Raw genomic sequence first — 20,355 nt, forward strand, 5'->3', positions numbered from 1 at the left:
CGCCTCTTTGGATTTGCATGCCTGGCTTATTCCGCCGCAGGCGTGTCTTCCACTGGCGTTTCCTGGGTTGGTTCAACTGGAGGAGCTTCCGCGACGACCTCAGCTTCTTCCGCAACCACAGTGGCCACGTCCTGGATGGTTTCGCCTTCCTTGAGACCCATGAGCTTGACGCCCTGGGCATTGCGGCCGGTTTCGCGGATGTCACAAACACGGATGCGTACGCTCTGGCCCTTGGTGGTCATGAGCATGAGCTCGTCTTTGTCATGCACCGCCTTGGCGGCAACGACCTTGCCGGTTTTCTCCGTGACGTTCATGGTGGTCACGCCTTTGCCGCCACGATTGGCGAGGAGTCGATATTCATCGAAAGCAGTGCGTTTGCCGAGACCGTTTTCAGAGACAACGAGCACCATGGTGTCAGGCTCGTTGGTGATGCAACTGACGATGAAGTCGCCATCGTCCAGCGTGATGCCACGCACACCGGCGGTGGCACGGCCGATCGGACGCAGGTTCGGTGATGCTGGATCATCTCCCGTTTCATGGAAGCGGGCGCACATGCCTTCGTGGGTGACAAGGCAGACCTCCTTGTTGCCGTCCGTGAGCACGACATCGACGAGGTCGTTGCCTTCATCCAGCTTGATGGCGATGATGCCGTCCCTGCGGTAGTTTTTGAATTCTTCGAGGGCGGTCTTCTTCACCGTGCCGTCCTTGGTGGCGAAGAGCACATATTTGTCAGCAGCCCACATGGCCTCGTCTTCGGCACCCTGTGCCTTGAGGATCAGCACGCTGGCGATCTTCTCTTCGGCACGCAGGTTGAGCATGTTCTTGATGCTGCGCCCCTTGCCGGTGCGCGAGGCTTCCGGGATCTGGTACACGCGCTCCACATACATGCGGCCGGTGTTCGTGAAGAAGAGCAGGAAGTCGTGCAGATGCGCGCTGAAGAGACGCTCCACGAAGTCGCTGGCTTCGTCCTCGCCCTGCGCATCGCGGGTTTCCATGCCTTTGAGGCCCTTGCCGCCGCGGCCCTGCAAGCGGTATTCGGCGGTGGCGGTGCGCTTGATGCTGCCCATGTGCGTCATGGTGACGACGGTCGGATCGTTCGGGATGAGGTCGATGTTTTCGATCTCGCCCTCGGCGGCTTCGATGCGGGTGAGGCGCGGGGTGGCATGCTTCAGACGGATGGCCTGGAGCTCGTCCTTGATGATCTGGAGCACGCGGGTTTCACGGGCGAGGATGTCCATGAAATCGCGGATGCTGACGAGCACGTCATCGTAATCGGCTTTGATCTTGTCGCGCTCAAGTCCGACGAGCTGATAGAGGCGGAGTTCCAGGATGTCTTCGACCTGCTTGTCGGTGAAGATGTACTTGTCCCCCACGATGCTGGCCTGGGCACGAATCATGATGCCGAGCTGCTCGGCGGTGCTGATGGCGAAATGGTAGGCCTTGAGGCGCTCGCGGGCTTCATCGCGGTTCTTGCTGTCGCGGATGATCTTGATGAAGTCGTCCAGGTGACCGAGCGCGAGGAGCTGGGCTTCCAGCTTTTCAGCTTTGAACTCGGCCTGCTTCAGCAGGAAACGCGTGCGGCGGATGATGACCTCACGTCGATGCTCGATGTAGCATGCGATCGCGTCCTTCATGCTCAACACACGAGGCTTGCCGCCGTCGATGGCGAGCATGTGGATGGAGAAGCTCGACTCCAGCGCCGTGTGTTTGTACAGATTGTTCAGAACGATCTGGCCGCGCGCATCGCGCTTGAGGTCGATGACGACACGGGTGTTTTCATCCGATTCGTCACGCACACCGCTGATTTCGGTGATGACCTTTTCATTCGCCAGCTCGGCGATGCGCTTCACCAACTCAGCACGGTTCACGTTGAACGGAATCTCGGTGATGATGATCTGCTCGCGGTTGCCATTTTCGACGATCTCCGCCTGCCCACGGGTGCGCACACTGCCATGGCCCGTTTCCATGTATTCGCGAATGCCATTGGTGCCGAGGATGACGCAGCCCGTCGGGAAATCAGGGCCTTTGATGTGAGCCTGCAGCTCCGTGCAGGTGATCGCTGGATTGTCGATCTGGGCACACACCGCATCCACGACCTCGCCGAGATTGTGCGGCGGCATGTTGGTAGCCATGCCCACGGCGATGCCGGTGCCACCATTGACGATGAGATTTGGGAACGCCGCCGGGAAGACGGTGGGCTCAGTGAGACGTTCATCGTAGTTCGGCACGAAATCGACGGTCTCCTTCTCCATGTCCGACATCAGCGTGCCGCCCAGGTGCGTCATGCGGGCTTCCGTATAACGCATGGCTGCCGGAGGATCGCCTTCCACGGAACCGAAGTTCCCCTGGGGATCGATCAGAGGCTCACGAATGGCCCAGGGCTGGCCCATGTGAACGAGTGTGGGGTAAATAACGGCCTCACCGTGCGGATGGTAGTTACCGGAGGTGTCACCGCAGATCTTCGCGCACTTCATGTGCTTCTTTGGCGGATAGAGCGACAGCTCATGCATCGCATAAAGGATGCGGCGCTGGGAGGGCTTCAGGCCATCACGGACATCCGGCAGCGCACGGGCGATGATGACGGACATCGAGTAGTCGAGGAAGGAGTTCTTCACTTCTTCAGCGACAGAGATGGGGCGAATGTTGGGATCTTGCATGGACGGAGGGCGAAAAGGCTAAACGAAAGAACAGAAAGCGGGCATTGCGCCCTGGATTACACGTCGAGGTTGCGAACGTTGAGGGCGTTCTCTTCAATGAAGTGTTTCCGCGGCTCGACCACGTCGCCCATGAGAATGGTGAACATGCGTTCGGCTTCGTGGGAGTTGGTCTCGTCGAGCTTGATCTGAAGCAGCGTGCGCTTGTTCGGGTCCATGGTGGTCTCGAAGAGCTGCTTGGCGTTCATTTCACCCAGACCTTTGAATCGCTTGATCTCCATGCCGCGCTTGCCGATCTCCATGACTTTGTCGAGGATGCCCGGGATGCTGAAGACAGGATGCACCCTGGCGTTTTCGCCATCGCCTTCGATGACTTCAAAGAGCGGCTTGTCCTGGCTGCTGAAGTGATCCACGTGCAGGCCGAGTTCATCGAGCTGCTGGAAGCGCTTCTTCATGCCGTGGGCTTCGTGGATCTCAATGAGACGGGCACGACGGTGTGACTTCGGCAGTGCGACGGCACCGTTACCATTGGCTTCCACGGCGGCGGGATTGCCGAAGAGATGCAGGTCATTGTTCTCACGGGCAAAGGCGGCAAGCTGCTCATTGCTGTGGAAGTAGTTGATGTTGACCTCATTGCCCTCACGGATGACGACGAGGTGATGCGGCAGATTGCCGGTGGCTTCATCGCGGGCCTGAAGGTAGTGCTCGAAGTCAGCCCCATGGCGGCGGATGATGTCGGCAAATTTGGCGACAGGCACGAGCAGGTCCAGAATGGCCTTGAGGCGGTCTGCGGCCAGCTTGCTGCCGTCGGCAATGTTGCGCAGGCTGATTTCACCGGAGCCGAGTTCAAGCAGAATGGCGTCCATCTCGGCGTCGCTCTGCACGTATTCCTCACGCTTTTTACGCGTCACCTGGTAGAGCGGCGGCTGGGCCACATAGATGTGGCCGCGCTTCACCAGTTCCGGCATCTGGCGGAAGAAGAAGGTGAGCAGAAGGGTGCGGATGTGGCTGCCATCCACGTCAGCATCGGTCATGATGACGATCTTGTGGTAGCGGAGCTTTTCGATGTTGAAGGAGCCTTCCACCTCGCTGTCGCCACCGATGCCTGTGCCGATGGCTGTGATCATGGTCTGGACTTCCTTGTTCTGCAGCACCTTCTCGAGGCGGGCTTTCTCGGTATTGATGAGTTTTCCACGCAACGGGAGGATCGCCTGATTGTGGCGGTTCCGGCCCATCTTGGCGGAGCCACCGGCGGAGTCACCTTCGACAATGAACAGCTCGGTCTTGGCAGGATCGCGCTCGGAGCAGTCCGCCAGCTTGCCGGGCAGGCCGCCGCTGCTCATGGCATCCTTGCGAATCGCCTCGCGGGCTTTGCGCGCCGCTTCGCGGGATTTCGCGGCGATGATGATGTTCTTGATGATCTCGATGGCGGTGTCGGGATTCTCGTCAAAGAAGCGCAGCAGGCCTTCATAAACGATGGAGTTCACCACGCCTTCGACTTCGCCGTTCACCAGCTTCACCTTCGTCTGCGAGTTGAAACGAGGGTTGGTGAGCTTGACGCTGAGCACGCAGATCATGCCTTCGCGGCAGTCATCGCCTTCAATGTCAGGCAGCTTGTCTTTGAAGCTTTTCGGATTGGCGTTGATGTATTGCTTCACCGCCTTGGTCAGCGCTGACTTGAGGCCGCTGTAGTGCGTGCCGCCGTCCGGGTTTGGAATGGCATTGGCAAAGCAGAGTGTCTGCTCATTGAGTCCCTTGTTCCACTGGAGGACGCAATCGACGAGAATGAACTTCTTTTTGTCGTCGATCGGCACTTCACGACGGCCAGCAAGCGCGACGGGCTCGGGATGGATCTTGTCCTTGTCCGCACCCATCTCGCGCACGAACTGCTTCACACCTTCCTGATAAAACAACACTTCCTGACGCTGCGGCTCGGTGCGCTCGTCGGTCAGGGTGATGTTGATGCCGGGATTGAGGAAGGCCAGTTCGCGCAGGCGCACCAGCAGACGGTCAAAGTTATAAGTCGTGGTGACGGTGAAGATCGAGGCGTCCGGGAAGAAGGAAATCTTGGTGCCGGTGGTCTTTGGATCATCAAGATCGCCCAGAACCGTCAGCGGCTCCGTGGTTTTGCCACGCTCAAAACCGATGGCGTGGATCTTGCCGTCGCGGAAAACCTCGCACTTGAACCAGTCGGACAGGGCGTTCGTACACTTGGCGCCCACGCCGTGCAGACCACCGGAGAATTCATACGCGCCGTCTCCAAATTTACCACCGGCATGCAGGCTGGTGAGCACGAGCTCAACCGTGGGAATCTTCGCCACCTTGTGCATTTCCACCGGGATGCCTCGGCCATCATCCCGAATGGTGATGGAGCCGTCCATGTGGATGGAGATCCAGACGTTTTTACAATGACCGGCGAGATGTTCGTCGATGGAGTTGTCCACCACTTCAAACACGCAGTGGTGCAGGCCGCGCTCATCGGGGTCGCCGATGTACATTCCGGGTCGAAGCCGGACGGCTTCGAGGCCTTCGAGTTTCTGGATTTGATCGGCACCGTAGGCCTGGTTTTCGGCCACACCGGTATTGAAAGCAGTGTTCTGCTCAGAGGACTGTTCGGACATAAGATTTGAAGGGCTGCCCATCGACTGAATCCGTCCTTGAAACCGCTACCGGAAACGTGCTCGATGATGACCGTTTTAGACTAGCAAGATGAAGAGGCGAGAAAAGGGATTTTTTGCTCCCAAACGAAGTCTTTTTTGGCCCCCAAATCAGCCCTCAAACCACATCCTGCAAACCCAGCCTCTCGATGACCTCCGGCAGCACGCCGGGATAGGGGCCGCCAATGGTGACATTCCCCACGTAACCCAGGCTTTTCCAGGTCTGGCTATGACTGTAATAACCGCCGACACAGAGCTGGCGGAAGCGTTTGAAAAAGACCACCCCGACACGGTGCTCCGGTTTGGCCTTGGCTGCATCGCAGATGTCGTCCACAATTTGGGACTGCTGATCGACGCCCAGCTCCTCAAAACGCTCCGAAAAGCGCTTAAAACTCTCCGTATTGAGCCAGCCGAGGCCGCCACGTACGGTCTCGCGGTCCTCCTGATGCGCGGGATAATCAGCACTGACCCATTCATTGATAAAATCTGGAACGCCCACTTCCGAGGCAGCGGGAGAGGTTTCATCCTTCGGCAGGATCAAATCGGCCAGGGCCTGTGTGGTGGCCAGTTCCTCAGCAGACAGCAGCTTTTCCCACGGAAACTTCACCCCGCCCATGAAGTCCGGATCATGAAAGACAAACCGCGAAGGATGCGCTGGCGGTGCCGGCTCGGTGTGGTTCGGCGCTGCAAGGGCCGGGACGGCTGCTGCACCGGCAGCACCGCCAAGGAGGCCTTTGAGGGCATTGCGACGGGAAATGGGAGAAGATTCTGACATGGTGCAGATCGGTTAAATGTTCCCCCGTTTCATCTCTTCCATCAGCCATTCGCTGGAGCGCCAGGCGAGGGCAAGGATGGTGAGCGTGGGGTTTTTGTCGGGGTTGCTGGGCAGGACGGAGCCGTCCATAAGGAAGAGATTTTTCACGTCCCAGGTCTGGCAGTATTGGTTGGTGACGCTCTCAGCAGCTTTGTCGCCCATGCGAGCGGTGCCAACTTCGTGGATGATCTCGCCGGGCCGCTGAATGGCATCCGCTCCGCTGAGCGGCTTGGCTTTGCCGCCCATGCCCTCGATCATGGCTGCAAAGGTCTGCTGCATGTGCTCGGCCTGCTTGATTTCGTGATCGCTCCACTTCCAGTGAAAGCGCAGCACGGGAATGCCCCATTGATCCACCACGTTGGGGTCCAGTTCGCTGTAGCAGTCCTTGTTCGGCAGCATCTCGCCACGCCCGGAGAAGCCGAACTGCGCGCCGTAGTAGCGGCGGGCTTCCTCCTTGAGTTTGCGGCCATACACGCCTGGCGAAGTCGAGTCCAGATAACCGAAGCTCTTCGCCTCGGGCATCTGCCGGCCACCGCCCATCTCGATGTGGTAGCCTCGGGCAAAGCCGAGCTTGGCGTGGTCATTCACCAGCCACCACGGCACATAGGTGTGAAGTCCGCCCGCGCCGTCCTCATTCATCGGCGGCAGATCCTCCATGGCGGGAATGTGCGCCCCAAGACGTGTGCCGACGCTGTCCATGAGATTGCGCCCCACCTGCCCCGAGGAGTTGGCGAGACCCACCTTGTCGCGAGACTTGGAGTTTAGAAGAATGCGCGAGGTTTCGCAGGTGCTCGCGGCGAGAATGACCACGCGGGCTTTCGCGATCGCATCGCGGCGGGTGACTTTGTCGATGTAATGCACGCCCGTGGCTTTGCCGCTTTCATCCAGCACCACTTCACGCACCATTGCATCTGTGATGATGTCGAGATTTCCCGTGGCCAGCGCGGGTGGCAGCAGCACGGTGGTGCTTTGGAAATTGGCGCGGATGCTGCAGCCGCGGATGCAGTTGGTGGCCCAGAAGCAGGCGGCGCGTGACATCATGTCCTTGCCGATAATCTCCTGCGCCTTGGGGTTGTTTGGGAACAACACCTTCGGCAGATTTTTCCAATCCATCGGCTGGCTGAGCACCGCACGATGCGCGGCAACGACGGGCACGCCGAGTTTCCTCCCGGCCTTCTTCGCCAGCAGTTCGCCCACACGCGGCTTGGGCGGCGGCATCAGCACACCCGGAGATGAGTTTGGCGCATTCGCGATGCCATCATTCTCGCCATAGACACCGATCAACTGCTCTACCCGGTCATACCACGGAGCCATGTCAGCGTAGTTCATCGGCCAGTCCACACCAAGGCCATCACGTGATTTCGGCTTGAAATCGAACTCGCCAAAGCGCAGCGAGATGCGGCCCCAATGGTTCGTGCGTCCGCCGAGCATGCGCGCGCGCCACCACCAGAAGTCGCCTTCAGTCCCCTGCTTATTGGTGTACGGCTCCCCTGCCACCTGCCAGCCGCCGATGTTGGAATCATAAAACCCAAAGGGGCGGTCCGGCGTGGCCGCTCCACGCAGTGGCGCCATCTCCGGCGTGTTGAACATCGGCGTCTCTTTCACCGGCTCATAATTGCGCCCAGCCTCGATCATGAGCACCTTCACGCCATTCAAAGCAAGGATCATCGCTGCCATGCCGCCGCCGGCGCCAGAGCCCACGACAATGACATCATACTGCGGCTGCGTTTTGCGTTCGGTGAGGACAGGCATGGCGCGACTATAGCCAAGAGATGGAAGCGACAAGTCATGTTACGCTTTTTCCATATTGGAGACAGTGAGGGCCTGAATTTGACAGCCGCAATGCGCCGGGATTTCCACAAGGCATAATCGTAACGCCGGGCCTCTCGACAGCCGCAGTCATTGCACGAATAGGCGCGCGCTTGCGAATCTCACCTTGGGTTCCACGCCATCTGGCTTCGCGGGCCAGTTCACCATCGTGACCGATTCGCTCACGCTGCATGTAGATGCCGTGCCGTGTTGGGCGGCCTGGGCCTTGCCGCCTTGAGCTTCCACCGACGACCTTTGGCCAAGGCTTGATCGATCAAAACTCGCCACGGAACACGCAACGGGCGTTGGGTGTTTCATGGATCACGATCTCGCAGAGTCCGGGCAGCTGTGGAGCCAGTTTTTTCCAAAGCCAGGCGGCCATGTATTCAATGGTCGGATTCTCCAAGCCTTCGATCTCATTGAGGTAAGAGTGATCCAGTTGGTCCATGATCGGCTTCATCGCCCGAGAAATTTCCGCGTGGTCATAGACCCAGCCGATTTTCGGATCCACCTCGCCTTCGATGGCAATCTCCAGCTTGAAGGAATGGCCGTGCATCTTGGTGCATTTGTGATCGCCAGGAAGATTAGGCAGCGTCTGGGCGGCCTCGAAACGGAAGTCTTTGATGATGCGTGCGCGCATGTTTTTTGGGTGGAGGGAGTCTTTAACCCACGAATAACCACTCACCAGCACAATTGATGTGCGAAATTTGATAATTGAGTCACTACGGAACCTTGGCAGGGGCCTGAGCTGTGGGAACCATGGGCGCCTTGTGCGGAGGGAGGATGGTCAGTTTCAGGCGATAAACCACACCGTCAAACGGCGTGCTGTTGGGATATTGAGCGAGCTTCAAAATCCCGAAGCTCTGCCCGGCGGCGATGCCCGACTTAGGCTCCTGGGGAAATCCTTGATCAAACGGAGCGACGCCCAGCACTTCGCTGTGTCCGGGGACAGCCAGCGTGATGACACCCCCCGTGTCAATTTGCGCACGCATGTTCACACGGCCTTTATCAAGCGCCGCGCCACTGATGGTCGTGCTCCTGCCGTTGGTAAACACGGTCAATGTGGGCTGGGAGGCCTGCAGATGCAGGGCATAGCCGGACTGCTCGTCACCTTGTGCCAGCAGCGTACTGTCCTGATCCACCAGCGGATCAAAATCAAAGGAGGCGTCGATAAAAACGCCCCTGCCCTGCAGCTTGGGCGCATCCGCAGCACTGAGGACATCGCCGATATTCAGCGCCAGATCGAACGAGCCCGCCGGGCTGGCAGCGCCGATGATTTCAGCCACTGGGCGCACGGCGCTCTTGAATTCCTTTGGGAAAAACCCGGCCAGCGCGGACTTCAATGCCGCGTGTTCCGGCTTCGCCGCGAGATTTGTCCACTCGTTCGGATCGGCTTGATGATCGTAGAGTTCCTCGCTGCCGTCCGCATAGCGAATGTAGCGCCAGCGTTCATCGCGCGCGGCATACCCGGCGTTTTTGCCACCGCTCATGCAGGTGATGGCGGGGTGGTCACGCTTGGTCGTCGGGTCCCGCAGCAGAGGCTTCAAACTGCTGCCATCCAGATGCTCAGGCAGCGGCAATTTGGTGAGGTCACAAAGCGTGGGATACAGATCAATGAGGGCCACTGGCTGCGCCGAGACACTGTCAGGCTGCGTGACTCCCGGAACGTAGATCGAGAGCGGCACGCGCGTCGTCGGCTCCCAGAGCCTGCCCTTGTGCCACATCTGCTTTTCCCCGAGATACCAGCCGTGATCGGAAGTGAAGACGATGATCGTGTTCTTCGCGTTCGGCCCCTTTTCCACAGCTTCCAGAATGCGTCCCAGCATGGCATCGCAGAACGCCACGCTGGCCAGGTAGGCACGCACGGCGTCTTTCCAAAGATTCTTTTCGAGGATCTGTTTGTGCAATCCTTCCTTAAGATGCGTCTTCGCAATGGCAGGCACATCCTCCAGGTCATCCGCCTTCACCTCCGGCAGCTTGATCGAATCCAGGGGCAGCGCATCGAAGTACTTCTGCGGCACATACCATTGTGAATGCGGGCGGTAGAGTCCCAGCGCGAGGAAGAAGGGTTTCTTCTGCTTTTGCGTCAAAAATTCAGCAGCAAACGTCGCGATCTGGCCGTCATCGGTCTTTTCTTCGGCGACAGGAATGCCACCCCAGTCCCAGTGCCAGATGTTGAGTCCGTTGAAGTTCTGCCCGGTGCGCACCGGCAGATCCGGAATCTGCACACCCGCCTGCGGAAAGCGCAGGTCCCAGGCCGAATCCTGTTCGAAGCCGCGCCGCCCTCCGTGCCATCCGGCGAGCCGGCCTTCAGGTCCGCCGTGGTTGGCGTGGAATATTTTGCCTGCTGCCGCCGCCGTGTAGCCCTGGGCCTTGAAATGCTCCGGCAGCGTCGGTTTGCCGGCGATTTGTACGCTGCGCCGCCAGTCCTGCTCATTGCCAAAAACACCGCTCGACGATGGCTGCATGCCCGTGAGCAACGAGGTGCGCGAAGGATTGCACAGCGCGTAGTTGCAGTGCGCATTGGTGAACCGCATGCCCATTTTTGCCAGACGGTCCATGTTGGGTGTCACCGACTGAGGATGGCCGCCCATCCAGCCTGCGTAATCCCGCAGATCATCCGCGATGATGAACAGCACATTTGGCTTTCCTACTGCGGAAACGACCCTCGCCTTCGATTTCACGGCGGCATCAGCCGTCGCAGCGAGCAAACCGAGGGCGAAAAGGATGATACAGGAGTGGAATGACATCATGGAAAAACTCGCACGCGGGGGATGAGATGTCGAGACATTGGCCTGCTTATTCAGGTCCGGATGGGGTGATGGCAAAATCCTGACGTGCGCAACTCCACATCTCATGCTCAACGAGAAGTCCGGGTAACTATAGGCAAATAAGAGAGGCACCAGTTCAGGAAACACTACAGAGCGTACGGCTCGATAGACAGTCCTGACACCAACGCACCAGCCCCTTTGAATCATTCGAAAGAGGCCCCGAAGAACCTCTTTTCAGCTCCAAATGACCCGCAGACAGGCACTCTCAAGGGAGAAATTAGCCTTCACAAAACCCGCCAAGCGGCGACTTTGTGAAATTTTTCACAAATAGATCTTGCTACCCTCCTTTCATGTGGCTAAAAAAACGGCCCGCCATCCCGGCGAGACCCTACACCGACCCTCCCCGGTAGCCCCTACCCTCATGTTGCTTAATTTTCTCCAACCAATCTCCTTCTCGCCGCTGCTCGCGAATGTGCACAGCTATGCGTCGGAGTTTCTCAAAGAGAGCAGCAATCTTGGCTTTTTGACCAATTCCCTGCTTGTCGCGGGTGTTGTGGTCTGCCTGATTCTGTGGTTTGCCACCAAGGCAACGAAGAACATGACGCTGATCCCGCACAAGGCGCAGAACTTCTTCGAACTGGTGGTCGAGTTCCTCTATGGCCAGGTGGAATCCATCGTCGGCGCCAAGATCGCCCCCCGCGTGTTCCCCCTGCTCGCCACCATCTTCATTTACATTCTCGTTTCCAACTGGTTCGGTCTCCTTCCGGGCGTCGGAACCGTCGGCTGGGGCGAAGGCACTGGCTTCATGAGCGTCAAAGAAGTGCATGACCCGCTGCTCCGCGCGCCAACGGCTGACCTGAACATGACCTTTGGTCTTTCCGTCTCGATGTTCCTCGTCTGGCTTTACATCACCATCAAGGAAGTGGGTGTCTGGGGCTTCATCGTCCACACCTTCGGCGCCAAGGGCGGCCTGAAGGGCATCATGGGTGCCATGGTTGCTCTGGTTTTCCTGTTCGTCGGCGTCATCGAAGTCTTCTCCATCGTCTTCCGTCCGGTCACCCTGTCTTTCCGACTGTTCGGCAACGTGCTCGCCGGTGAAAACGTGCTTCACACCATGAGTGGCATGGGTGGCTTCATCGGCAGCGTTCTTGCCCCGTTCCCCTTCTACTTCATGGAACTTCTGGTCGGCCTGCTGCAGGCGATCGTATTCACCCTGCTCAGCGCGGTTTACATCCAGCTTTCCACCACTCATGACGATCACGGTCACGAGGAGGCGCATCACTAATCTCTGACTTTGCCTGCGGGACCATGCGCAACGCGTGGACGTCGGCGACACAACAAACCACATACTCGACACATATTATGACAATGGAACTCCTCTCTATGGCACAAGAAGCCGCCGCCCACGCTCCAGCCGCCGCAGCAGCAGCTGGCGTCACCGGCAGCATCGCCACCGGTATCGGTGCAGGCAGCGCCGCCATCGGCGTGGGCCTCATCGGCTCCAAGGCTGTTGAAGCCGTCGGTCGCAACCCCGGCGCTTTCGGCAACATCCTGACCCTCGGCATTATCGCCATGGCCCTTGCAGAAGGTCTGGGCATTCTGTCCTTCATTCTTGGCAAGTAAGCCCTGAATTTCGCGGCGGGCTGAAGGCAGCCCGCCGCAGTTAACTCTCTCTTCTCTCTTTTTTTACACTGTCATGGACCAGATCAAAGGCATCGCATATCAGATCGCAGGCGACTTCGGACTCGCTTGGGGCAAGTTCTTTGCCCAAGTCATCATTTTCATTCTGGTCTACACCGTCCTCAAGAAGTACGCCTTCGGTCCGATCATGGGCATGCTGGAGCAGCGCCGCCAGCGCATCGCCGATGGCGAAGCCAAGCTCGAAAAAATCACCCGCGACGCCGCCGAGGCCGCAAAGAACTCTCAGGCCATCCTCGACAAAGCAGAGGCTGACGCAGCCCGCCTTGTGAAGGAAGCCGACGACGCGGCCAAGCTCATTCAGGAGCGCCGCCAGCAGGAGGCCGTCTCCTCCGCCAACACCATCATCGCCAAGGCCCGTGAAGCCGCCCAGCTTGAGCAGGAGCAGCTCATGTCCCAGCTCAAGCGTGAGTTCGGCCGCATGGTCTCCGATGCCACCAGCCGCGTCACCGGCAAGGTCCTCAACTCCGAAGACCAGTCCCGCATCAATCAGGAAACCTCCGCCCAGGTCTCCGCTTAATTTTTCCGCCGCTTCGTCACCATGAAGATCACCAAAGAAGCCCGCCGCACCTCCCGCCAGCTTTTCCGCGCCTGTATCGCAGACGGGAAACTTGACGAGTCCCGCGTGCGCACCGTGGTCAACAGTGTGGCCCAAAGCAAGCCCCGTGGCTTCATTGGCATTCTGGATGCCTTCGCCCGCCTCGTGGGCAATGAAGTGGATCGTCAGCGTGCCGCTGTGGAAAGCGCCTCGGCTCTGACCCCAGCAACGCAGTCCGAGCTTCAGGCCAGCCTCTCCAAAAAGTATGGCCGTGCGCTCACCCTCGAATTCAGTGTCAATCCAGAGCTGCTTGGCGGCATCCGCGTGAAAGTCGGTTCCGACGTTTGGGATGGCAGTGTCAAAGCCCGTCTCAAAGCCCTTTCCGACTCCCTTTCCGCTTAATTTTTCCCGCCCTCAGCCCCTCTCTCAGTTTTTTAAACCAGCAATACCATGAGCAACATCCTCCAGGAGATCGAATCCCAAATCGCCGGCCTCAAGACCGCCGTCACGAAGTCCAATGTGGGCATCGTACGTGAAATCGGTGACGGCGCAGCCAAGATTGAAGGCTTGAGCGATGTCATGCTCAACGAAATGATCGAGTTCCCCGGTGGTGTCTTTGGTCTTGCGCTGAACCTCGAAGAAACCGAAGTCGGTTGCGTGCTTCTCGGCTCCGGCGAAAACGTCCGTGCAGGTGATGAAGTCAAGACCACCGGCCGCCTCCTCTCTGTGCCAGTCGGCAAGAGCCTCCTTGGTCGCGTCGTGAACGCCCTCGGTCAGGCCATCGACGGCAAAGGCGACATCAAGGGTGAAACCCAGTATCCTGTCGAAAAGCTTGCTCCTGGCATCATCGCCCGTAAGTCCGTGTCCGTCCCCGTGCAGACCGGCATCATGAGCATCGACGCCATGATCCCGATCGGCCGTGGCCAGCGCGAGCTGATCATCGGTGACCGTTCCACCGGCAAGACCACCATCGCGGTCGACACCATCATTTCCCAGGCGCAGCAGAACAAGGCCGCCGAACAGGGCAAGCTCAAGGGCCACAAGCCTCTCTACTGCATCTACGTCGCCATCGGCCAGAAGCAGTCCAACATTGCCCGTGTCGTCAAGACCCTCGAAGACGCCGGTGCCATGGAATACACCACCATCGTCAGCGCCTCCGCTTCTGACTCTGCGGTGAATCAATACCTCGCTCCCTACTCCGGCTGCGCCATCGGTGAGTGGTTCATGGATCAGGGACAGGACGTCCTCATCGTGTTCGATGACCTTTCCAAGCAGGCCGTCGCTTACCGTCAGGTTTCCCTCATTCTGAAGCGTCCTTCCGGTCGTGAAGCCTATCCGGGTGACGTGTTCTATCTCCACTCCCGTCTGCTTGAGCGTTCCTGCCGCGTCAGCGAAAACTACGGTGGTGGTTCCATGACCGCTCTGCCGATCATCGAGACCCAGGCTGGCGACGTGTCCGCTTACATCCCGACGAACGTGATCTCCATCACCGACGGCCAGATCTTCCTTGAAACCGACTTGTTCTATCAAGGCATCCGCCCTGCTATTTCCGTCGGTCTTTCCGTGTCCCGCGTGGGTTCCGCCGCTCAGACGAAGGCCATCAAGAAGGTCTCCGGCACCACGAAGCTCGATCTCGCCCAGTTCCGCGAACTCGCCGCTTTCGCCCAGTTCGGTTCCGACCTCGACGCCGGCACGAAGGCCAAGCTCGACCGCGGTGCTCGCATCGTGGAACTCTTCAAGCAGCAGCAGTATCAGCCGAAGAGCCTGCCGATCATGGTCAGCACGCTTTACGCGATGCAGAAGGGCTACTTCGACTCCGTTTCCGTGGATCGCGTGAAGGAATTCCAGGCCAAACTGGAAGACTACCTCAGCACCCGCAAGAGCGAGCTCATGGATCAGCTCGCCAACGAAAAGACCCTCGACAATGTCGAAGCCGGCCTCAAATCCGCCCTCGACGACTTCAAAGCCTCCTGGAAGTAACGCTCTCCGGTTTTCTGCTACACGCTCCTAGCTCCCCGCTCACATGCCCTCCACCCGCGACATCCGACGCCGAATCAAATCGGTCAAAAACACGGCCCAGATCACCAAGGCCATGCAGCTCGTCGCGGCTGCGAAGATGAAAAAAGCACAGGATCAGGCCAGTCATGGCCGTGCCTACGCCGAGATGCTCAACAAGGTTCTCGTGAACCTGAAGGCGCATGCCGAAGAAGGCATCCACCCCTTCTTCAGCGAAGGCAAGGGAGACAAGACCCTCGTCCTCCTCATCGCTTCTGACAAAGGTCTCTGCGGCGCCTTGAACACCAACCTGTTCAAGAAGCTCATCACCACGCAGATCGAAGGCGAAGTCGAATACGTCACCATCGGCCGCAAAGCCGTGCAGGCCATCAACCGCCTGCGTCGCACGCTCCTGGCTGATTTCCCGATCAAAGACCCTGCCAAGTTCGCTGAAGTGCGCGCTGTCAGCCGCTTCATCCAGGAAAAGTATCGCACTGGTGAATACAAGAAGGTGCTTGTGATCTTCAACAACTTCATCAACACCGTCACCGTGCTTCCATCGGTCGAGCAGCTGCTGCCCGTGAATCCGGTGACTCTGGGCGGCAAGCGTGACTTTGGCCACGAGCTCGCCCCGGCTGCTGCGGACTCTCTTGAGTATAAATTTGAACCCAGCGCCGCTGTGGTCTTTGAAACGGTTCTGCCTCAATATGTGAACGACACCGTTTACCAGATGGTGCTGGAATCCCGCGCATCCGAGCACTCCAGCCGAATGGTGGCCATGAAGAACGCCACCGACAACGCCAAGCAGATGATCAAGGACCTCAGCCTTGAGTACAACAAGCTCCGTCAGGCCGCGATCACCAACGAACTCCTCGAAATCACCACCGCCAAGATGGCTCTTGAATAAGCCCCCTTCACTTCTCCCTTTTCACTTTTCCCTTCTTTTATGAGCAACATCGGCAAAATCGTTCAAGTCATCGGTCCCGTGGTGGACGTGGATTTCTCCGCCTCCGGCAAACTGCCCGGCATCTACAACGCCCTCGAAATCAACTTCGAACAGGCAGGCAAAAAGGCCCGTCTTACCTGCGAGGTGCAGAGCCATCTCGGTGACGGCTGGGTCCGCTCCATCGCCATGATTTCCACAGAAGGTCTGAAGCGCGGCATGGACGCCCTCGACACCGGCGGCCCGATCACCGTTCCTGTCGGTGAAGAAGTGCTTGGTCGTATCTTCAACGTGACTGGCGATGCTTGCGATGACCAAGCGGCACCTAAGACTGAGAAGCGTTACGCCATTCACCGCGCCGCTCCAGCTCTCGTCGATCAGAATCCTTCCGCTCAGATCCTTGAAACCGGCATCAAGGTCATCGACCTTATCTGCCCTTTCACCAAGGGTGGTAAAGTGGGCGCCTTCGGTGGTGCTGGCGTCGGCAAGACCGTCGTCATCATGGAACTGATCAACAACATCGCCAAAGGCCACGGTGGCTACTCCGTGTTTGCCGGTGTGGGTGAGCGTACCCGTGAAGGGAACGACCTTTACCATGAAATGATCGAGTCCGACGTTATCAAGGTGAAGAAGAACGGCCACGACATCGTGAAGAACGAACAGGGCGGTTACATCAGCGAGCCCGGCTCCAAGGTGGCCCTTGTTTACGGCCAGATGAACGAGCCCCCAGGAGCCCGTCTCCGCGTCGCTCTCTCCGCCCTCTCCATGGCCGAGTACTTCCGCGATGAAAAGAACCAGGACGTGCTCTTCTTCGTGGACAACGTCTTCCGTTTCTCCCAGGCCGGTTCCGAAGTGTCCGCTCTGCTTGGACGTACGCCTTCCGCCGTGGGTTACCAGCCCACCTTGGCTGCTGAAATGGGTCAGATGCAGGAGCGAATCACCTCCACCAAGACCGGTTCCATCACGTCCTTCCAGGCCGTTTACGTCCCTGCTGATGACTTGACCGACCCTGCTCCGGCCAACACCTTCGCCCATCTTGACTCCACCGTCGTGCTTGAGCGTTCCCTCGCCGAGCTGGGCATCTACCCTGCTGTGGATCCTCTCGCCTCCGTGTCCAAGGCCCTCGCTCCCGAAATCGTGGGTGAAGAGCACTACCGTGTGGCCCGTGGCGTGCAGCGCGTCCTTCAGCGCTACAAAGATCTGCAGGACATCATCGCCATTCTCGGCATGGACGAACTCAGCGAAGAAGACAAACTCACCGTCTTCCGCGCTCGTAAGCTCCAGCGCTTCCTCTCCCAGCCCTTCCACGTGGCCGAAATCTTCACCGGCACCAAAGGTGAGTACGTCAAGGTGGCCGACACCATCAAGGGTTTCGCCGAAATTCTCGACGGCAAGCACGACAGCGTCCCTGAAGCCAACTTCTACATGAAGGGCGGCATCGACTCCGTTAAGAAGGACTAATCCACTGCGCCGCTCTTCCTGGGCGGCGCATTCATTCGTCGCTCTGATTTCGACATTCGTCACTAACCGCTCCGTCTAGCCCACATGCCTCTTAAACTGGAAATCGTCACCCCTGAAGCCCGCATCTACTCCGATGAGGTCGATACCGTCGTGCTTCCGGGGTATGAGGGTGAAATGGGCGTCCTGCCTGCGCACAGCAATCTCGTGACCACCTTGGTCCCCGGTGAACTGCGCATCACCAAGGGCGGCAAAACGATCGAACTCGCCGTCGGCGAAGGCTTGGTCGAAGTCACCGGTTCCGTCACCCGCATTCTCACCGATGCCGCTGTGGATGCCGACAAGATCGACGAAGCAGCCGCTGAGGAAGCGATCGCCCGTGCGAAGACGGCCCTCGAAAACCTCAAGCCTGGCGAACATCAGGAAGAAGTGGCAGCCGCCATGGCAGCCATTCAGCGCGCCACCATCCACCTCCACATCAAGCGCAAGCGCAAGACCATTTGATCTGAGGCTCCTAAATTCGCTCCTCCTCGGAGCACAGCAGACCATGAGACTTCCATCTCATGGTCTTTTTTTTGGACTGCGGACGAGTCGTGAGGAACGAATGCAGCTACTGCTTTCCGCAGGCCGGTTCAATTCAAGCACACCACCTGGCGTGCTTACGCAGCAGGCTGCAAGAACCAGTCCCAGACCCAACTACCGTCCGATGGAGAACGAATCCACGATCCGCTGCACCGCCGGTCCACGCGAAATCGGCATGCCATAATAGGCAAACAGAAGGCCGACCATCTTTCCCTTCTCAATGAACGTGTAGTTCAAGAAGGATTGATTGGTCTCCGGCTTGCGGGCTTCGCAGCGCATCGCCTCACGTCCGCCCACTGTCACCAGTTGCGGCTTGCTAAACTTCGTGAATCCCTTCGCACTCCAGGCGCGCTGATAATCTTTGATGAAATAAGGGTCTTTGACTCCCTTGTGGCTGGAATCAGGCGCCGTGATCAGAGCAAACACGATGCCCCCGGGCTGGTCGCCATTGTCATGCGCCGCCCCCAGCAGCCGCCCCTCCCCCTTCGTTTTGGGCATCACCTTCCAGCCGTCTGGCAAAAAGAACGAGATGCGCTGTGCTGGAAAGGAGACCATCTCGCCACCCGCCACAGGCTGGCGCTGGGGCTTGGAGGCCGTGGCGCAGCTCATCAATGACAGGGCGCTCGTGAGCAGGAGAAGCAGGGAAATTTTCTTCATGACGGGTTCATGCAGTTGGCCGCGTACCATGCACGGGGTCAAGCACGAATGATTCACCTGCCTGCTGGAATCCAGCCCCTGCGCGCCTCAGGCGAGCAAGTGTCACCCGATCTCCACCCGCTGCCCCACGGCGCTCTCATAGATCTGGTGCAGCTGGTAGGTCTGCTGCGCGCCGAGTTTCTGGCCGACCTGTGCCATTGCATACAGCCCTGCGGCGATCACCAGCATTGAGCTGAAGATCCACAGTCCCCAGGGCATCATCCCCAGCGTACACTGGCAGCCACCGAGAATTCCGGAAAAAACTCCCAGCGATCCCACGATCAGGTAGGCATAGAGCATGGCGGCCCACATGTTCGCATTCGGCCCATAGATGCCCTCCACACGGGTCTGCTCCGCGCCTTCCGCCTCTAGGCTCAGGTTCAGCCGGGGCGACCAGCAATGCCGCTCTTCCTCTGGAATCCGCAGGCACACGAAGCCTGGAAAACTTTTCACCTCGCAGCGCGCGCCGTCTCGCGCCACCTGACCCACGATTTTTTCTCGTGCCGCATCCACACCGAGATCCAGCATCTGCGTAAACCGGGGGCGAAGTCGAAAGCTGCTCATGTCCCCGAGACTACAAAAATTGACCAAAACCTGTCAATACTCCTCTTTTCCCGGCCACCTGCCGGCCACAGGAGAGCCTGTCTCTGGAATTCCAACTCCCTGCCACCTTTGTAGTTGGCATCCATACTTTTCCCCGAGACTCTTCACACCAGCAACCTCTCCCTCTTATGTCCATCGCCTTTGGCTGTCTTGTTGGATTCCTCGTCTGGTTCCTGATGCGTTACCTGATCGCCGGGTTTTACACGGTCAATCAAAACGAACGCGCGGTCAAAACCAGCTTCGGACGTGCGCAACGCGTCGGCAATCTTCGCACGATTGATGATCCCATTGCGGAGCACCTCACCGCCGATCAGAAACTGCGCTACGACTACCCGCAGGTGCGCGTCATCCAGCCGGGTGGTCCGTACTTCAAATGGCCCTGGGAGAAAGTGCACAAAGTGGACATCGCCACCAGCACGGTGAACATGGCCTGGGATCCCGATGATCCTTCCGCCAACAACTCCGGCAGCATCCTCGATGCCGTCACCAAGGATCAGCTCAATGTCGGGCTCAATGGCCAGATCCGCTTTCGCGTCTCCGAGCGCAATCTCTACGCCTTCGTCTTCGGCGTGAAGAACGCCTACGCCCACGTCATGGGCTACTTCGTCAGCGTCTTGCGCGAGCGCATCGCCACCTTTGAGGCACCGCTGGATCCTGCGGCTAATCCGGAGCACTCGGCTGCTGCCTCCACCATCGGCATCTCGATCAACGACATCCGCAAAAACATGCGCGATCTCAACGAGCACATGGACCACGAATGCCAGAGCTCCTCCGCGCGCTACGGCATCGTGCTGGATGCCTCCCTGATCACCGGCATCGACCCCCCGCACGAAGTTGAGTCCGCCCTCGCCGCCATCAACACCGCCTACAATCAGGTCTCCTCCGACATCAGTCTTGCCCAGGCCAGCGCCGATCAAAAAATCGTGCAGTCCCAGCGTGCGGTCGAAATCGAAACGCTCAAAGCCCAGGCCGAAGTCGAGCCCCTCAAGTGTCTCGCCTCCCAGCTCCTCGATTTGAAAACCCGCGGCAGCGCCGCCCTGCGCTCCTACGTGCGCAATGTCCGTCTCGCCCTCTTCGACAAAGCCAGCCAGGTCTTCGTCGAAACCCGCAGAGACTAAAACCAGGAACAAAGAACCC

At 58.7% G+C, this 20,355-nt stretch carries 17 protein-coding genes; 9 read left to right on the forward strand and 8 right to left on the reverse strand.

Going from position 1 to position 20,355, the window contains the following annotated elements; genetic code table 11:
- Positions 1 to 26 precede the first annotated feature (26 nt).
- From gyrA to ACILSL_RS12825, 6 genes are all read right to left on the reverse strand, one after another.
- Positions 27 to 2,657: a DNA gyrase subunit A gene (gyrA, locus tag ACILSL_RS12800; protein WP_395732428.1), complete on the reverse strand. Its 2,631-nt coding sequence runs from the start codon at positions 2,655 to 2,657 to the stop codon at positions 27 to 29.
- A 56-nt stretch (positions 2,658 to 2,713) separates the two neighbouring features.
- Complete coding sequence (locus tag ACILSL_RS12805) at positions 2,714 to 5,275, reverse strand: DNA gyrase subunit B (RefSeq protein ID WP_395732429.1); 2,562 nt, start codon at positions 5,273 to 5,275, stop codon at positions 2,714 to 2,716.
- Positions 5,276 to 5,429: 154 nt separating this feature from the next.
- The gene (locus ACILSL_RS12810; protein ID WP_395732430.1) at positions 5,430 to 6,086 is read right to left on the reverse strand and encodes a gluconate 2-dehydrogenase subunit 3 family protein; all 657 of its coding nucleotides are present in this window, start codon (positions 6,084 to 6,086) and stop codon (positions 5,430 to 5,432) included.
- 12 nt (positions 6,087 to 6,098) lie between these two features.
- Entirely contained in the window at positions 6,099 to 7,877 is a 1,779-nt protein-coding gene (locus ACILSL_RS12815; protein ID WP_395732431.1) for a GMC family oxidoreductase, read from the reverse strand.
- A gap of 331 nt (positions 7,878 to 8,208) precedes the next feature.
- Positions 8,209 to 8,574 (reverse strand): 6-carboxytetrahydropterin synthase QueD, encoded by a 366-nt coding sequence (gene queD, locus ACILSL_RS12820; protein WP_395732432.1) that lies wholly within the window; start codon positions 8,572 to 8,574, stop codon positions 8,209 to 8,211.
- An 82-nt stretch (positions 8,575 to 8,656) separates the two neighbouring features.
- Complete coding sequence (locus ACILSL_RS12825) at positions 8,657 to 10,687, reverse strand: sulfatase (protein ID WP_395732433.1); 2,031 nt, start codon at positions 10,685 to 10,687, stop codon at positions 8,657 to 8,659.
- Positions 10,688 to 11,057: 370 nt separating this feature from the next.
- Here ACILSL_RS12825 and atpB point away from each other — a divergent pair, with 370 nt between their 5' ends.
- The 8 genes from atpB (at position 11,058) to atpC (ending at position 17,841) form a co-directional block, all read left to right on the forward strand.
- On the forward strand, positions 11,058 to 11,990 hold the full coding sequence (gene atpB, locus ACILSL_RS12830) for a F0F1 ATP synthase subunit A (protein WP_395732434.1): 933 nt from the start codon (positions 11,058 to 11,060) through the stop codon (positions 11,988 to 11,990).
- 98 nt (positions 11,991 to 12,088) lie between these two features.
- Positions 12,089 to 12,328, forward strand: a complete 240-nt coding sequence (locus tag ACILSL_RS12835) for an ATP synthase F0 subunit C (protein ID WP_395732435.1) — start codon at positions 12,089 to 12,091, stop codon at positions 12,326 to 12,328.
- 73 nt (positions 12,329 to 12,401) lie between these two features.
- On the forward strand, positions 12,402 to 12,923 hold the full coding sequence (locus ACILSL_RS12840) for an ATP synthase F0 subunit B (protein WP_395732436.1): 522 nt from the start codon (positions 12,402 to 12,404) through the stop codon (positions 12,921 to 12,923).
- A 21-nt stretch (positions 12,924 to 12,944) separates the two neighbouring features.
- Positions 12,945 to 13,343: an ATP synthase F1 subunit delta gene (atpH, locus tag ACILSL_RS12845; RefSeq protein ID WP_395732437.1), complete on the forward strand. Its 399-nt coding sequence runs from the start codon at positions 12,945 to 12,947 to the stop codon at positions 13,341 to 13,343.
- Between the two features lie 48 nt (positions 13,344 to 13,391).
- Positions 13,392 to 14,921 (forward strand): F0F1 ATP synthase subunit alpha, encoded by a 1,530-nt coding sequence (atpA, locus tag ACILSL_RS12850; protein WP_395732438.1) that lies wholly within the window; start codon positions 13,392 to 13,394, stop codon positions 14,919 to 14,921.
- Positions 14,922 to 14,964: 43 nt separating this feature from the next.
- A complete protein-coding gene (atpG, locus tag ACILSL_RS12855) occupies positions 14,965 to 15,843 on the forward strand; it encodes an ATP synthase F1 subunit gamma (RefSeq protein ID WP_395732439.1) in 879 nt (292 codons plus the stop codon).
- Positions 15,844 to 15,882: 39 nt separating this feature from the next.
- Positions 15,883 to 17,340, forward strand: a complete 1,458-nt coding sequence (atpD, locus tag ACILSL_RS12860) for a F0F1 ATP synthase subunit beta (RefSeq protein WP_395732440.1) — start codon at positions 15,883 to 15,885, stop codon at positions 17,338 to 17,340.
- A gap of 84 nt (positions 17,341 to 17,424) precedes the next feature.
- Positions 17,425 to 17,841, forward strand: a complete 417-nt coding sequence (atpC, locus tag ACILSL_RS12865) for an ATP synthase F1 subunit epsilon (protein WP_395732441.1) — start codon at positions 17,425 to 17,427, stop codon at positions 17,839 to 17,841.
- Positions 17,842 to 18,033: 192 nt separating this feature from the next.
- On the opposite strand, the gene ACILSL_RS12870 is transcribed toward atpC, so the two are convergent.
- The gene (locus ACILSL_RS12870) at positions 18,034 to 18,576 is read right to left on the reverse strand and encodes a hypothetical protein (protein ID WP_395732442.1); all 543 of its coding nucleotides are present in this window, start codon (positions 18,574 to 18,576) and stop codon (positions 18,034 to 18,036) included.
- Between the two features lie 102 nt (positions 18,577 to 18,678).
- Positions 18,679 to 19,179, reverse strand: a complete 501-nt coding sequence (locus tag ACILSL_RS12875) for a hypothetical protein (RefSeq protein ID WP_395732443.1) — start codon at positions 19,177 to 19,179, stop codon at positions 18,679 to 18,681.
- 167 nt (positions 19,180 to 19,346) lie between these two features.
- Between ACILSL_RS12875 and ACILSL_RS12880 the strand changes: the two genes are divergently transcribed.
- The gene (locus ACILSL_RS12880; RefSeq protein ID WP_395732444.1) at positions 19,347 to 20,336 is read left to right on the forward strand and encodes an SPFH domain-containing protein; all 990 of its coding nucleotides are present in this window, start codon (positions 19,347 to 19,349) and stop codon (positions 20,334 to 20,336) included.
- Positions 20,337 to 20,355: the final 19 nt, after the last annotated feature.

This window comes from Prosthecobacter sp., from assembly GCF_044222345.1.
Classification (GTDB): Bacteria; Verrucomicrobiota; Verrucomicrobiia; order Verrucomicrobiales; family Verrucomicrobiaceae; genus Prosthecobacter.